Source organism: Roseivivax sp. CAU 1753 (genome assembly GCF_054482575.1).
On record NZ_JBTLRF010000001.1, the window covers coordinates 716,528 to 731,509 of the forward strand.

Annotated in this window: 15 protein-coding genes; 11 read left to right on the forward strand and 4 right to left on the reverse strand. The window is 65.9% G+C overall.

The annotated features are described in order from the left end of the window. Nucleotides 1-117 precede the first annotated feature (117 nt). Nucleotides 118-432, forward strand: coding sequence for a DUF1476 domain-containing protein (locus ACXYMN_RS03260; protein WP_459011989.1), 315 nt, complete (start codon nucleotides 118-120; stop codon nucleotides 430-432). Between the two features lie 215 nt (nucleotides 433-647). Beyond that, complete coding sequence (gene bmt, locus ACXYMN_RS03265) at nucleotides 648-1,667, forward strand: betaine--homocysteine S-methyltransferase (protein WP_459011991.1); 1,020 nt, start codon at nucleotides 648-650, stop codon at nucleotides 1,665-1,667. A 5-nt stretch (nucleotides 1,668-1,672) separates the two neighbouring features. Here bmt and ACXYMN_RS03270 read toward each other — a convergent pair whose 3' ends face one another. Further along, nucleotides 1,673-2,758: a PA0069 family radical SAM protein gene (locus ACXYMN_RS03270; protein WP_459011993.1), complete on the reverse strand. Its 1,086-nt coding sequence runs from the start codon at nucleotides 2,756-2,758 to the stop codon at nucleotides 1,673-1,675. Nucleotides 2,759-2,951: 193 nt separating this feature from the next. Between ACXYMN_RS03270 and ACXYMN_RS03275 the strand changes: the two genes are divergently transcribed. The 3 genes from ACXYMN_RS03275 to ACXYMN_RS03285 all read left to right on the forward strand — a co-directional run bounded on the left by ACXYMN_RS03275 (nucleotide 2,952) and on the right by ACXYMN_RS03285 (nucleotide 4,562). After that, complete coding sequence (locus ACXYMN_RS03275) at nucleotides 2,952-3,656, forward strand: corrinoid protein (RefSeq protein ID WP_459011995.1); 705 nt, start codon at nucleotides 2,952-2,954, stop codon at nucleotides 3,654-3,656. A 107-nt stretch (nucleotides 3,657-3,763) separates the two neighbouring features. Further along, complete coding sequence (locus ACXYMN_RS03280; protein ID WP_459011996.1) at nucleotides 3,764-3,937, forward strand: hypothetical protein; 174 nt, start codon at nucleotides 3,764-3,766, stop codon at nucleotides 3,935-3,937. Then, nucleotides 3,918-4,562 (forward strand): DUF1638 domain-containing protein, encoded by a 645-nt coding sequence (locus ACXYMN_RS03285; protein WP_459011997.1) that lies wholly within the window; start codon nucleotides 3,918-3,920, stop codon nucleotides 4,560-4,562. The genes ACXYMN_RS03280 and ACXYMN_RS03285 overlap by 20 nt, the downstream gene beginning before the upstream one ends. 70 nt (nucleotides 4,563-4,632) lie before the next feature. Here ACXYMN_RS03285 and ACXYMN_RS03290 read toward each other — a convergent pair whose 3' ends face one another. Then, on the reverse strand, nucleotides 4,633-6,267 hold the full coding sequence (locus ACXYMN_RS03290; RefSeq protein WP_459011998.1) for a divergent polysaccharide deacetylase family protein: 1,635 nt from the start codon (nucleotides 6,265-6,267) through the stop codon (nucleotides 4,633-4,635). A 189-nt stretch (nucleotides 6,268-6,456) separates the two neighbouring features. Between ACXYMN_RS03290 and ACXYMN_RS03295 the strand changes: the two genes are divergently transcribed. Genes ACXYMN_RS03295 through ACXYMN_RS03320 form a run of 6 tightly spaced genes read left to right on the forward strand, consistent with a single transcriptional unit; the run spans nucleotide 6,457 to nucleotide 11,164 of the window. After that, nucleotides 6,457-7,038 (forward strand): anthranilate synthase component II, encoded by a 582-nt coding sequence (locus ACXYMN_RS03295; RefSeq protein ID WP_459011999.1) that lies wholly within the window; start codon nucleotides 6,457-6,459, stop codon nucleotides 7,036-7,038. Then, entirely contained in the window at nucleotides 7,035-8,048 is a 1,014-nt protein-coding gene (gene trpD / locus ACXYMN_RS03300) for an anthranilate phosphoribosyltransferase (protein WP_459012001.1), read from the forward strand. Before ACXYMN_RS03295 ends, trpD begins: the two co-directional genes overlap by 4 nt. Nucleotides 8,049-8,083: 35 nt before the next feature. Next, nucleotides 8,084-8,722 (forward strand): uracil-DNA glycosylase, encoded by a 639-nt coding sequence (locus tag ACXYMN_RS03305; protein ID WP_459012002.1) that lies wholly within the window; start codon nucleotides 8,084-8,086, stop codon nucleotides 8,720-8,722. Continuing rightward, nucleotides 8,719-9,519 (forward strand): indole-3-glycerol phosphate synthase TrpC, encoded by an 801-nt coding sequence (trpC, locus tag ACXYMN_RS03310; protein WP_459012003.1) that lies wholly within the window; start codon nucleotides 8,719-8,721, stop codon nucleotides 9,517-9,519. Before ACXYMN_RS03305 ends, trpC begins: the two co-directional genes overlap by 4 nt. A 2-nt stretch (nucleotides 9,520-9,521) precedes the next feature. Next, a complete protein-coding gene (moaC, locus tag ACXYMN_RS03315; protein WP_459012004.1) occupies nucleotides 9,522-10,001 on the forward strand; it encodes a cyclic pyranopterin monophosphate synthase MoaC in 480 nt (159 codons plus the stop codon). Next, nucleotides 9,998-11,164: a molybdopterin molybdotransferase MoeA gene (locus ACXYMN_RS03320; protein WP_459012005.1), complete on the forward strand. Its 1,167-nt coding sequence runs from the start codon at nucleotides 9,998-10,000 to the stop codon at nucleotides 11,162-11,164. Before moaC ends, ACXYMN_RS03320 begins: the two co-directional genes overlap by 4 nt. Before the next feature lie 33 nt (nucleotides 11,165-11,197). Here the strand turns inward: ACXYMN_RS03320 and ACXYMN_RS03325 are convergent, their stop codons facing one another. Beyond that, on the reverse strand, nucleotides 11,198-13,468 hold the full coding sequence (locus tag ACXYMN_RS03325) for a hybrid sensor histidine kinase/response regulator (RefSeq protein WP_459012006.1): 2,271 nt from the start codon (nucleotides 13,466-13,468) through the stop codon (nucleotides 11,198-11,200). Between the two features lie 104 nt (nucleotides 13,469-13,572). Continuing rightward, the gene (locus tag ACXYMN_RS03330; RefSeq protein ID WP_459012007.1) at nucleotides 13,573-14,721 is read right to left on the reverse strand and encodes an RsmB/NOP family class I SAM-dependent RNA methyltransferase; all 1,149 of its coding nucleotides are present in this window, start codon (nucleotides 14,719-14,721) and stop codon (nucleotides 13,573-13,575) included. Between the last annotated feature and the right edge of the window lie 261 nt (nucleotides 14,722-14,982).

Consider the following 14,982-nt stretch of genomic DNA (forward strand, 5'->3'; position numbering starts at 1 on the left):
CTGTTGCGGCTCCTTTAGTCCATGCCCAGATTTCCCGCAAGCGCGGTGCCCTGTCGCCTTGCAGGCACCGGCCCACTCGGCCTAGGTTCATTCCGAACGTTTATCTGGAGATCCGCCATGACCACATTCGACGATCGCGAGCGCGCGTTCGAAAACAAGTTCGCCCACGATGCAGAGATGCAGTTCCGCGCCGAGGCGCGGCGCAACAAGCTTGTCGGGCTCTGGGCCGCCGAAAAACTCGGCCGGACCGGCGACGACGCCGCCGCCTACGCCAAGGAGGTGGTGAAGGCGGATTTCGAGGAGGCGGGCCACGAGGATGTGGTGCGCAAGGTGGCGGGCGATCTGGGCGACAAATCCTCGCCCGAGGAAGTGCGCGCCAAGATGGCCGAACTGCTGGTTGTGGCCAAAGGTCAGCTTGTCAACGAGCACTGAGCGATTCGGACGGGGTCGATGACCCGCAAGCCTGGTGCCGCGTCGCGACGCGGCACCAAAGGATCACGCGCGGCATGCGCGACACCGGGCACATCGCGATGATGGCTGTGCTTTCACGCCCTGCCTCAAGATCATCTTGAACATTATGAATTTGCTTCAGGCCCGGTGATCGGGCAGAGGGGCAATCGATGCAGCCAGCCGAAAGCCCGGAATCCATGACAAACGCCCTCTCGAAACTTCTCGAAACCCGCGACTGGCTGATGGCCGACGGGGCGACGGGCACGAACCTGTTCAACATGGGCCTGTCTTCGGGCGAGTCACCCGAGTTCTGGAACGTCGATGCGCCCGACAAGATCCGCGCGCTCTACAAGGGCGCGGTCGATGCCGGGTCGGATATCTTCCTGACCAATTCCTTCGGCGGCAATGCCTCGCGGCTCAAGCTGCATGACGGACAGAACCGGGTGCGCGAGCTGAACATGGCCGCCGCCGGTCTGGGTCGCGAGATTGCCGATGCGGCAGGCCGCCCGGTCGTGGTGGCAGGATCGGTCGGGCCGACGGGCGATATCATGCAGCCGGTGGGATCGCTCAGCCACGAAGACGCGGTCGCGATGTTCCACGAACAGGCCGAGGCGCTGAAGGATGGCGGAGTCGATGTGCTCTGGGTCGAGACGATCTCGGCGCCCGAGGAATACAGGGCCGCCGCCGAGGCCTTCGCGCTGGCCGACATGCCCTGGTGCGGCACCATGAGTTTCGATACCGCCGGGCGCACCATGATGGGCCTGACCTCGTCGGACATGGTGGCCATGGTGCAAGGCCTGCCGAACCCGCCGCTGGCCTTCGGGGCGAACTGCGGCGTCGGTGCGTCGGATCTGTTGCGCACCGTGCTGGGCTTTGCCGCCGAACACCCCACGCTTCCGGTCATCGCCAAAGGCAATGCGGGCATTCCGCGCTTTCACGACGGGCATATCCACTATGACGGCACGCCCGAGCTGATGGGCGAATACGCCGTCCTGGCGCGCGATGCGGGGGCGACGATCATCGGCGGCTGTTGCGGCACCATGCCCGAACACCTGCGCGCGATGCGCAAGGCGCTCGAAACCCGGCCGCGCGGCGACGCCCCGACGCTCGAGACCATCGAGGCCCGGATCGGCGGTTTCTCGTCGGCAAGCGATGGCACCGGGCCGCAGGAGGGTGCCGGCAAACGCGAGAACGCGCGCCGTCGCCGCCGGGGCTGATGCGCTCAGAACAGGCTCAACTGGTCCCCCGCACGCGGCGGAATGCGGAACAGATCCGTGCGCAGCGGCGCGGTCGCCCCATCGAGGCCGAGGCGGCGCGTCGCCAGTGCAAAGCGCTGCGCGATGATCCGGGCATAGTGCCCCTCGCCGCGCATCCGCTTGTGCCATTCGGACGAATAGACCTTGCCGCCGTGCATTTCGCGCAGCCGCGCCATGACTCGCGCGGCCCGGTCCGGGTAATGCGTCTCGAGCCAGTCCTGCCAAAGCGGCGCCACCTCGCGCGGCAGGCGCAGCATGATCCAGCTGGCCGCATCGGCCCCGGCATCGCGCCCCGCCGCGAGGATCGCCTCAAGCTCGGGGTCGGTCAGCGCGGGCACCAGGGGCGACGCCATCAACCGCACCGGGATACCCGCATCGGTCAGGCGGCGGATGGTGGCGAGACGGCGGGCGGGCGCGGGTACGCGCGGCTCCATCCGGCGCGAAAGCCGCGCATCCAGCGTTGTTACCGAAATGCCGACCCGCGCCAGCCCCAGTGCCGCCATCTCGGACAGGATGTCGATGTCACGCTCGATCAGCGCGCCCTTGGTGACGACAGCCACCGGATGGCGGTGATCGCGCAGCACCTGAAGGATCGCCCGCATGATCCCGCGCGCTTTCTCGATCGGTTGGTAGGGGTCGGTATTGGTGCCGATGGCGATGGTCGCGGGCGCATAGGACCGCGCGCGCAATTCGCGGGCCAGCACCTCGGGCGCGGTGGGACGGGCGATCAGCCGCGTCTCGAAATCGAGCCCCGGCGACAGACCGAGATAGGCGTGGCTGGGCCGCGCGAAGCAATAGACGCACCCGTGTTCGCAACCACGATACGGGTTGATCGTGCGGTCGAAGGGCAGATCCGGCGACCGGGTATAGTTGATCAGGCTGCGTGGCACCTCGTCGCTGACGATGGTGCGCTCGACGTGCCTCTCTTCTGGGATGTCCCAGCCGTCATGCGCGTCGGCCCGGCTGAACCTCTCGAACCGACCGGCATCGCGGCTTGCCGTGCCGCGCCCGCGCCGGGCCTCGGGCGGGATATGGGTCTGGTGACGGCTCATGTCGCGAAAATAGAACGAAGCAGGAACATTCGCAACGGTTTCGTGGCCGCTTTCGGCGCTGGACCAGCGAAAAGGTCGGTTGCAGGGCCATCTCGGTCGCAATCTGGCGCTAATCCTTGTGGAAATGCCCACAAGACTCATATTCAAGGCGGCGCAGCCATTGTGTCTGCGCCCATGCAAAAGGCCGTGGCACATGTCTGACGAAGAAGACGATCTGATCCTCTCTGACCTCTCCGACGAGGAACTCGTGCCGCAGATGCACGACGACCTCTATGACGGTCTCAAGGAAGAGATCGAGGAGGGCGTGAACATCCTGCTCGGACGCGGCTGGGCCCCCTACAAGGTGCTGACCGAGGCACTGGTCGCGGGCATGACCATCGTCGGCCGCGATTTCCGCGACGGTATCCTGTTTGTGCCCGAAGTGCTGCTGGCCGCCAACGCGATGAAGGGCGGCATGGCCATCCTCAAGCCGCTTCTGGCCGAAACCGGCGCACCGCGCATGGGCAAGATGGTGATCGGCACGGTCAAGGGCGACATTCACGACATCGGCAAGAACCTGGTGTCGATGATGATGGAAGGCGCAGGCTTCGAGGTGGTGGATCTCGGCATCAACAACGCCGTGGAAAGCTATCTCGAGGCGATCGAGAAAGAGCAGCCGGACATCCTTGGGATGTCGGCGCTGCTGACCACGACCATGCCCTATATGAAGGTTGTGATCGACACCCTGAAGGAAAAGGGCATTCGCGACGAATACATCGTTCTGGTCGGGGGCGCGCCGCTGAACGAAGAGTTCGGCAAGGCCATCGGCGCCGATGCTTATTGCCGCGATGCCGCCGTCGCGGTGGATACCGCCAAGGATCTCGTGGCGCGGCGACACAATCAACGCGCTGCCGGGTGATTATCACCTCTGGGTGACTGAAACCCGCCCAAAGGCCCTATCCTCGTGGATGGGGCTTTTTCTTTTAACCTTTGTGACCCATATTGAAGACAGGAAAAGGAGCGATCATGCCTGTCACATCCTTCGCACTCACCATTCTTCTGGTCGTGGCCGCCGCGGCATTGACCGTCTGGGCCATGAGCGCGTTCGGTCTTCTGGCGGTGTTGCCGGTACTTCTGGTTCTGGGCGTTCTGGCCCGTTGGGGCCTTGGGCACGTGCCCTATGACGACAGTCACGGCTGACGACGTCACGCTGCGCGACGCAGGCCTTGAGGCGCGTGGAAGTGGTCGGATCCTGCTGATCGCCTGTGGTGCCTTGGCGCGCGAGATCCTTGATCTCAAGGCCGCGAATCGGTGGGATCACCTCGATCTGCACTGCCTGCCCGCGATCCTTCACAACACCCCCGACAAGATCACCCCTGCCGTGCGCGCGCTGGTCGATGCGCGGCGCGCCGATTATCAGCGCGTCTTCGTGGTCTACGGCGATTGCGGCACCGGCGGGCTGTTGCAGGCGGCTTGTGACGAGATGGGCATCGACATGATCGCGGGCCCGCATTGCTACAGCTTTTTCGAGGGAAACGCGGAATTTGCCGCCCGCGACGAGGCCACGGCCTTCTACCTCACCGATTTTCTCGTGCGGCAATTCGATGCCTTTGTGTGGAAGCCGCTCGGCCTCGACCGGCACCCCGAGTTGCGCGACATGTATTTCGGCAATTACGAAACCCTTGTCTATCAGGCGCAGACCGATGATCCGGCCCTGACCGAGATCGCCCGGACCTGTGCGGCGCGTCTCGGACTGACGTTCGAGCGGCGGGCGACCGGCTATGGCGATCTTGAAACGACGCTGCGGCATTGGGCACGGACCTGAGCGGCGTGCCCATCGGTCCGCAGACGCCCCGGGATGCGCAATCCGTCGCCTTCCCGACGCTGCCTGCCGCTCAGTCCGGCGCGATGACGCCCGAAATCGGCACCAACGCCAGTTCGTTCGCACGGTCCTGCAACCCCCAGAGCAGCAACGCCGAGACCGTATCGGCCTTGAGCCGCCCCAGCGCGATCACCTCGCCGTCCTGTCGCGCGCGCAACGCGACGCGGTCGAGCAGACGACGCTGCATGCCCGGGTCCTGATTGTCGCCGTCGATATCGCGGAAAATCGCACCGGCGGGCACCCCTTCGCGCTGCGCCAGCGAGGTGGCGGTGTTCAGCCCCTGCCCCTGCATCACCAGCCCGTGCCCGGATGCCGCGAGATAGGCCGCGACCTGTTCCGATACCGCGCGCGCGCCCTGCAATCCGGCGCTTGGTCCTTCCAGCACGCCCACCACCTCTTTCAGGCTTTGCAACGCGGCCTCGAAGGCGATCTCGACATCGCTGGCCCGCGCGCCTTCGGGCATGTCGACAAGGGCCAGCACCTCGAAACCCTTTTCGCGGTAGCCTGCCATGCGCGCGGCCGCATCGGGCGCACCGGGATCGACCGCGAAGGTCACCGGAAACGGAAACGCATTGAGCGCCTCGGGTCCAAGCGGCCCCTTGCCGTCGTCGATCAGGATGATCGCCATGCGCGGTGTCCCGGGGGGCGCGTCGATGTTCGCGGCATACCGCTTGAACGGGGGCAGCGCGTCCGGATCGGCGGCCGCACCTTGGGCGGGTGCATCCGTGTCCGGCCCGGTCGCGGGCGCCGCACCGATGGTCGGAAGCCGTGTGCTGCGCGCGGCATCCGCCCGTTCGGTCAAAGGCCGTGCCGGGGCGCTGAGGATGGGGTTGTCGGCAGAGGGGTCCGGCGCCGCCGCAGAGGGCGATGCGGGCGCTTGCGGGGCCAGCGCGGCAATGTCGTCGGTCGTGGCGGTCGGTTCGGCAGTCGCGGCCGCGTCGCCACCGGCCCCCGTGCTTGCCGGGGATGCTGCGGCGTCGGCATTCCCCATGGGCTCTGGCGCTGCGGTTTCCGACGGGACCGCATCACCCCCAGCCGACACGTCGGGCAGCGATGCAGGCACATCGGGCGTGTCGGTCGCATCCGCCATCGCGGTCGGAGGTTCCGGTGCCGCGTCCTCTGTCGCCGGTGCCGGGGGCGCAAATGCCGATCCGTCATCCGGCATGTCCGGCAGTGGCGGCTGGGCCGGGTCGGTCGAGATCGACAACTCCGTCTCGGCGACGGGCGCCGCCGGGCCTTGCCCCGGGGTAGTCTCGATCCGGGGCATGTCGGTCGACACCGAGATGTCCGCCGTGCCCCCCGATGCCGCCGGGGCGTCCATCGCCGAGCCCGCCCCGGCGACGTTCGGTGCCGCGGCGGGCTGGGTGTCCGTGCCCTCCGGGATCGGCGCATCCGCGCCGGGCGGGTTCAGACCGGCGGCGGTGCCTTGTTGCGGTGTCGCGGGCGTCGTCTCGCCGGACGGCGCATCGCCGACATCCGACACGGCCTCGGGGGCGCGGCCTTCGGTCACGTCGCCGGTGGCCACATCCGGTTCGGGAAGAACGCCGTCGGGCGGCGTGGGATACCCCATCAAGATCGACAGCCCTGCCGCCGCCGCCACCGAGATCACCAGCCCAGTCGCTGCCCCTGTCAGAAATCCGCGCGCCATCGCTCGATCCTTCGTCTTTTGCCTGTCTCGGCCCGACCGGGCCTGTCCTGCGGACTTCTTGCGGGTCTGGACCGGGGCGTCATGCCCCTGCCCTTGACCTCACCGGACCGCTCGGCCCATCTATACCGGAACTTCTCCCGACCGGGCCAGCCCCCAAGGGGGCCGAAACCGGCGAAAACAGGCGCGCGCATGCTTCTTCTGATCGATAATTACGACAGTTTCACCTACAACCTCGTTCATTACCTGGGTGAATTGGGCACCGAGGTCGTGGTGCGCCGGAATGACGCGCTCGACGTTCAGGCCGCGATGGCGATGCGACCGGCGGGCATTCTGCTGTCACCGGGCCCCTGCGATCCCGATCAGGCGGGCATCTGCCTGGCCCTGACCGCCGCCGCCGCCGAGACCGCAACGCCGCTGCTGGGGGTCTGCCTCGGGCACCAGACCATCGGTCAGGCATTCGGGGGCCGGGTGCAGCGCCACGACGAGATCGTGCACGGCAAGATGGGTGTCGTGCATCACACCCGCACGGGCGTCTTTGCCGGTCTGCCCTCACCTTTCGAAGCGACGCGCTACCATTCTTTGGTGGTCGACCGTGCGACGCTGCCCGACTGTCTCGAAGTTACCGCAGAGCTGGCCTGCGGCACCATCATGGGGCTGTCGCACAGGACCCTGCCGATCCACGGGGTGCAGTTTCACCCCGAAAGCATCGCTTCGCAACATGGACACAAGCTGTTGAAAAACTTCACCGATCTTCTGACGGTCCCGGCATGAGCGACGTTCTGAAGCCGCTGATCGGAACCGCCGCCGAGCGCGCGCTGACCGCCGAAGAGGCGCGGACCGCCTTTACCCAGCTGTTCGAGGGCGAAGCCACGCCCAGCCAGATCGGAGGCTTCCTGATGGCCCTGCGGACCCGGGGCGAAAGCGTCGCGGAATACACCGCCGCCGCCGCCGTCATGCGCGCCAAATGCCACAAGGTCGTGGCCCCGGCGGGCGCGATGGACATCGTCGGCACCGGCGGTGACGGCAAGGGCACGCTCAACATCTCGACCGCGACGGCCTTCGTGGTGGCCGGTGCCGGCGTTGCCGTCGCCAAGCACGGCAACCGCAACCTGTCGTCGAAATCGGGTGCCGCCGATGCGCTGACACAGATGGGCGTCAAGGTGATGATCGAAGCCGACCGGGTCGAGTCCATCCTGCGCGACGCCGGCATCTGCTTCATGATGGCCCCGATGCACCATCCGGCGATGGCCCATGTCGGTCCGACGCGGCAGGAACTCGGAACAAGAACGATTTTCAACATACTGGGACCATTGACAAATCCGGCAGGCGTCACCCGGCAACTTACCGGTGCATTCGCCCGCGAGATGATCCGCCCCATGGCCGAGGTCCTGCAGGGTCTGGGCTCGGACCGCGCATGGCTGGTCCATGGCAGCGACGGCACCGACGAATTGTCGATCGCCGGAATCAGCTGGGTGGCCGCGCTGGAGGATGGCGCGATCCGCGAGTTCGAGACCCACCCCGAAGAGGCGGGACTGCCTGTGCATCCCTTCGAGGCGATCCTGGGCGGCTCGCCCGAGGCAAACGGCCGGGCCTTCCGCGCCTTGCTGGAGGGTGCCGAAGGGGCGTATCGCGATGCGGTCCTGCTGAATTCCGCGGCGGCCCTGATGGTTGCAGAAAAAGTGCCCGATCTGAAGGCAGGTGCCGAAATGGCCGCCGAATCCATCGATTCCGGGGCTGCAAAATCCCGCATCGAAGCACTTGCCCGCCTGTCGAACGCGTGAGCGACCCATCGACGCTGCCATTCAGGCCACCGACCGTGCCCGCGGCCTGGGCGCATCTTCCGTTCTTTCGGCGGGACTGGCCCGGGATCGTCACCCGGCTTGCCTCGGATGGCCGCGATATCCTGCCGCCGCCCGACCGGATCTTCGCGGCGCTAAACGCGGCCTCGCCCGCCGATGTGCGCGTGGTGATCCTGGGCCAGGACCCGTATCCGACCCCCGATCACGCCAATGGGCTGGCCTTTTCCGCAGCGCCCGGCACGCACCCCATCCCGCGATCCTTATCAAATATATTCAAAGAGTTGCAGGCCGATCTGGGAGTGGTTCGTGAGAGTTGCGATCTGTCTGACTGGGCCGGACAGGGCGTGCTTCTGCTCAATACGGCGCTGACCGTACCGGCCGGGCAGGCCGGCGGACACGCACGTCTGGGCTGGCGACGACTGACAGAAGAGGTGCTGTCCGAATTGTCCGACCGACCCCGCGCCTTCGTGCTTTGGGGCGCGCATGCACAGGGCTTCCGCCCTTGCATTTCAGGCGATGCGCATCTCGTGCTCGAATCCCCGCACCCCTCGCCGCTTTCGGCCCGACGGGGCTTTTTCGGCTCGCGGCCCTTTTCCCGGATCAATGCTTGGCTTAGGTCTCGGGGCGACACCGAAATCGCATGGACGCGGACATGACCGAGACCATTCTGGACAAGATCAAGGCCTACAAGCTGCAGGAAATCGCCGCGGACAAGGCCAAGATGCCGCAGGACCGGCTTGAGGCGGCGGCAAAAACCGCATCCCCGGTGCGCGGCTTCGAGGCCGCGCTGCGACGCGCGCAGACGAACGGCTACGGATTGATCGCCGAGGTCAAGAAGGCGTCGCCGTCGAAAGGCCTGATCCGCGCCGATTTCGACCCCGCGGCGCTGGCCCGGGCCTATGAACGCGGCGGCGCGACCTGCCTGTCCGTGCTGACCGACAGCCCCAGTTTCCAGGGGGCCAAGCCCTACCTCGGTGAAGCGCGGAACGCGACCCGGTTGCCCGCGATCCGCAAGGACTTCATCTACGATCCCTATCAGGTGGTCGAGGCCAGGTCGCTGGACGCCGATTGTATCCTGCTGATCATGGCGTCTCTCGAGGATGGCCAGGCCGCCGAGCTTGAGGCCACGGCAATGGACTGGGGTATGGATGTGCTGATCGAGGTTCATGACGCGGCGGAGCTTGAGCGGGCGAAAGGTCTGAAATCGAAACTCATCGGGGTCAACAACCGCAACCTGCACACTTTCGAGACGTCGCTTGAAACCACCAGGCGCCTGGTCGGCGCGATGCCCGAGGATGCGCTGGTCGTATCCGAATCGGGACTTTCGACGCCCGCTGACCTGGCCGAGATGGCGGCGGTGGGCGTTCGGTCCTTCCTGATCGGTGAATCGCTGATGCGGCAGGCGGATGTCGAGGCCGCGACCATTGCCCTGCTGGCCGATCCGGTGGCATGACGATGTCGAACGGGCTCACGCATTTCGACGCCAAGGGCGCGGCACACATGGTCGATGTGTCGGACAAACCGGTGACCGCGCGCGTTGCGACCGCCGCTGGCTGGGTGAAGATGGCGCGCGAAACCTTTGATATCATTACCGAGGGCCGCGCAAAAAAGGGCGATGTGATTGGCGTGGCACGGCTTGCCGGGATCATGGGGGCAAAAAAGACGCCCGAGTTGATCCCGTTGTGCCACCCCCTACCGGTGACAAAAGTCGCCGTCGAGATTACGCCCGATGCGGACTTGCCGGGCCTTCGCATCGAAGCCACGGTGAAGACGACCGGTCAGACCGGCGTCGAGATGGAAGCGTTGACCGCCGTGACGACCGCGGCCTTGACGGTCTATGACATGGCCAAGGCAGTCGACAAGGCGATGGAAATCGGCGGCATCCGCGTGACATTGAAGGATGGTGGCAAATCGGGCCGCTTCGAGGCGCCATGATCTCGGTCGCTGCCGCGCTCGAGGCGCTGTTCGCCCTGACTTCCATCCTTGGCACGGAGACGGTCGAGTTGCGGGCAGCCTTTGGCCGGGTTCTGCGCGAAGACGCCATCGCCGGACGCGATCAGCCGCCCTTTGCGGCATCCGCCATGGATGGTTACGCGGTGGTTTCGGCCAGACCGGGCGACAGTTTTCGCGTGATCGGCGAATCGGCTGCGGGCCATCGGTTTGACGGCGCTGTGGGCCCGGAAGAGGCCGTGCGCATCTTCACCGGCGCGCCCCTGCCCGCCGGTGCCGCCCGCGTGGTCATCCAGGAAGACGTGTCGCGCCGCGAAGATCGCATCACGGTCCTGGAGACACTGGATCACGGCGACAACATCCGTCCTGCGGGATGTGATTTCCGCGCCGGTTTTCGCCTTGCCGCGCCGCGGGTGTTGGGGGCCAACGATGTCGCGTTGCTTGCGGCGATGAACCTTGCGGAGGTTCGGGTCACGCGCCGACCGCGCGTTGCCTTGATTGCCACGGGCGACGAGTTGGTGGCACCGGGCGATACGCCCGGCCCCGACCAGATCGTGGCCTCGAATACCTACGGGCTTGCCGCCCTGTTCACCGCTGTAGGAGCAGAGGCGCGTATCCTGCCCATCGCCCGCGATGACCGCGCGTCGCTCGCGACGGCGTTGGGACTTGTCGAGGATGCCGATCTGGTCGTGACGGTGGGTGGGGCGTCGGTGGGAGATCACGATCTGGTCGCCGAAGTTGCCGGTGGGCTGGGCCTCGAGCAGGCCTTCTACAAGGTTGCGATGCGGCCCGGAAAACCGCTCATGGCGGGGCGTCTTGGCGGCGCGATGATGATCGGGCTGCCCGGCAATCCGGTGTCTGCGATGGTGTGCGGGCATGTGTTCGTGTCACCGGTCTTGCGTTCCATGCAAGGATTGCCCGCCATGGCCGCGCCGCGTCGCGAGGCCCGGCTGGCGGCTGCCATTCCCGCAAACGGACCGCGGGAGCACTATATGCGGGCGCATGTGAAGGATGGCTCGGCAACCGTTTTTGACCGGCAGGATTCAAGCTTGCTGTCGGCGTTGGGCGCGGCCAATGCGCTGGTGGTGCGCGAAGCGTCCGCACCTGCGCGAAATATCGGCGACAGGGTCGAATATCTGCCGGTTTGAGCCTGCTTTTCCGCCCTATCGGGCGTCATCGCGTCAGCCCAGTTGCTTCTGGACCATCTCCGACAGGGCGTTGAGCGAAAACGGTTTGGGCAGGAACGCCACGTTCATCATGTCCGATCCGGTTCTCTCGAGCGCATCCTCCGCATATCCTGAAACGAAGATGACGCCGACATCCGGTCGGGTCTTGCGGGCCTGCTTGACCCAGGTCGGACCGTCGAGACCCGGCATGATGACGTCCGAGACAAAGAGATCGACCTCGACCGCGGAATCCGACAGGATGTCGAGCGCCGCCTCGGCGCTGTCCGCTTCGATGACCGTATAGCCGCGCAGTCGCAGGGCCCGCGATGCGAACGCACGCACCGGGGCTTCATCTTCGACGAGCAGAATGACGCCATCCCGGCTGCGCGCCGACACTTTTTGCGGCAATGGCGCGGGCGCGCTGGGGCGCTCGACCTGTTTGTCATAGGCACGGAAATAAAGGCTGAACGTCGTGCCCTTGCCGATCTGCGAATCCACGAAAATGAACCCGCCGGTCTGCTTGATGATGCCGTAAACGGTGGACAGACCGAGGCCTGTACCCTCTCCCAGGCGCTTGGTGGTGTAGAATGGCTCGAACACTTTTTGCAGCTTGTCGGCGGGAATGCCGGTGCCCTCGTCGGTCACCTTGACCACAACGTACTGACCGGGGGCGAGCTTTGCGCGTTCCCGTTCAAGCGGTGCGGCGAGGGTGACCGTTTCGGTCTCGACCTCGATGCGGCCGCCCTCGGGCATGGCATCGCGCGCGTTGACCACGAGGTTCATGATCACCTGTTCAAGCTGACGCCGGTCCCCGCGGATGGGTGGCAATACCGGGTCATGGCGCAGCGTCAGAGTGGTCTTTTCGCCCACAAGGCGATTGAGCAGATGTGTCAGATCGGCCAGCGTTTCGCGCAGATCGAGCACTTCGGGACGCAGCGTCTGCTTGCGTGAGAACGCCAGCAGTTGTCCGACAAGCCCAGCGGCGCGATTGGCGTTCTGGTTGATCTGGATAAGGTCGCCGTAGTCCGGGTCACCCGGATCATGTCGGAGCAGCATCAGGTCGCAATGCCCTGATATCGCTGTCAGAAGATTGTTGAAATCATGTGCGACACCGCCCGCAAGCTGACCGATGGCCTGCATCTTCTGGCTTTGGACAAACTGGGCTTCCAGCGTTTTCAGCTCGGTCGCATCGTTCAGAACCGCCACCAGCAAAGTGCGCCCCTGTTCCTGCACCCGCGCCAGTGTGACCTGAACGAAAATCTCGCGGTCATCGCGCGACAGCCGCAAGAACTCTGATCGTGTCAGACCCTTGCCTGCCGCCGCATCTTCGAGCCAGTCGGCGATGGAACGGCCCAGCCCCTCCATGAACCGCGCCACGGGCTTGCCTTCGACGGCATCCGCGTTGAACAGGCGTCGCGCTTCGCTGGTGGCGAAGACGATCTTGCCCTCGGGCGTGACCTTGAGCAGGGCAATCGGCAGATCTTTTAATCCGGCACCAGTCGCAGGCGCGGCGCGTGCCACGGGCAGCAATGCCACTTCGCGACGCCCCGGACTTTCGGTCAGGATGGACAACTGGAAGGGGCGCGGACCGCTTTTGGTCAGGACTTCATAGACCCGCGAGGTATCGATCGGGGGATCGGCGACGAGTTGCTCGATATTGCGGGCGCGCTGGCCGATCAGATCGCGCGCGGACTGGTTCATCGACAACACCGCGCCCTGCCGCCCGAGCGAGATCAGCGGTGTTCCGGTCAGCGCAACCTGGGCCTCATCCTCGGTCTCGAAGCGCCACAGAAACCATGCGCCCACCGGACGCACGGTGACCAGGATCCTGTCGGTGCCCCGCATGACCCGGTCCGAGGCGTGCCCATTTTCCACAGCGGCGGCCTGCAGTGTTGCGCGCAGTCTTTCTGGATCGGCGATGTCCATCGCAAAGCACTGCGCGATCCGCTGACCTGTGGTCAGCTCCAGCGTTTCGGTACCGACCGCGTTGCATGCCAGGACATCGCCCGACGCGTCGCTGACACAGCCCGGAACCGGATCGCCGGCGATCCAGGTGTCGATCATCGCAACCGGATCGGCCGACTGTTGCGGCGCGCGCCGGACGCGCCATGCCCAAAGCAAGGCAAGGGCCACAACGCCGATCGAACTGAGACCCACCAGCGGCATGTCGACCGAAATGTCGAACAGCATCAGTGCACCGATACCCGAAAGGATGCAGATCGCCCCGATCAAGGGCCAAGAATATTCCGCACGTCGTGTCGCGCCTTGCACGATCTCCGAGGCCATTCGCGGCTCCCAAGCTGTCTTCGCTGACGCAGACCTTTTCGCCGAAGGCTTAAGGAATTCTGAAGTCGCGCGAAAATTCTACCTTTAGTTGCGTAAAGCAGTATTCATTCGCGCGTCAATACTGCGTGGTAGAATCCATCCCCATCGCCGTCGGGCTGTGCCTGAGAGTCCCGGCACAGCGTGAATTCGGGATGGCTATGCAGAAAACCAGCGACCTGATCCGCGTTTTCCCGTTTGAAAACAGAGCACGTGGCATAGGCCAGCGTTCCGCCCGGGCCCAGAAGACGGGCCGCGTCGCGCAGGATCGCGGCTTGGATCACCACGAGATCGGCAAGCCGTTCCGGCGTCAATCGCCATTTGGCCTCGGGCGCGCGTCGCCATGTGCCGCTGCCGGAACACGGCACGTCGCAGAGAACCAGATCGAATCGCCCGGTGGGTGCAGGATCGACGGTGATTTCGGCCCCGGCACGCGCGGCCCGCTGGGGAATGTCCCGCATGCGCTCGGGCGCGGCATCATGCGCCGAAACCGCCCCCCGAAGACGCGCCGCCATGGCAAGGCTCTTGCCGCCACCGCCCGCGCAATAATCAAGCACCCGCATGCCGGTTTTCAGCGGAAGATCGGCAATCGCCGCCTGCGAGGCCGCATCCTGCAATTCGACCAACCCGTCGCGGAAAGCGCGTGACCGGGCCACGCGGCGGGGGTTTTCGGTGACCGTCAGCGCCGTCTCCGCGCGTGGGTTGGGCAGCGTCGCGATACCATCTTCCGCCAGCACCCTTGCGGCCTCGGACCGATCTGTCCGGAGCAGGTTGGCCCGCAGCGTAACTGGCGCGCGATGGCGCAGCGCCTCGGCAACTGCCGCCGCATCGGACCCCAGGCTCACTTCGAACTCGGGCCAGAGCCAGTCCGGCACATCGCGCGCCTCCGCCCCGCCCACCGCATGAGCTGCCGCCTCTGCCGCAGTCAGCGGTGCAGGCGCGTATCCCTGGCCGGTGAACAGCGCCGCGTGATCCTGCCCCTTGAGGTGCAACAGCCCGATCATGCGCGCCCGCCCATCCGCGCCACCGCCCGCCGCGGCGCTGGATCGCCACATCCGCAGGGCGTCGAACACATGGTCGCGAATGGCCGCCCGATCGCCGGAACCGGCAAAGCGCGCCCCGCGGGCCCAGCGCGTCAGGACCTGTTCGGCGGCCTGTCCCGCGATAATCTGGTCGAGCAGCGCGATTGCCACCTGAACGCGCGCGCCGGGGGTCATCCCAACCTGCCCGTGCGATCGAACGCGTGACCGACGGCTACGTCCTGGCGATGTGGCGTCAAGGACGGCGGCCCTGCGTCACACACCGGTTCCGTGCCGCGTCTCTGGCCGAAACGGCCACGACGGCTGTCGGCATGAGGCCATCGGATCGGTCCCGGACCGACCCTTTGCCGCGACCGATTGCGGCCGGCGTGACGGTCACCCGACGCGATAATTCGGCGACTCCCGGGTGATCGCCACGTCATGTACACTGTTATCTCT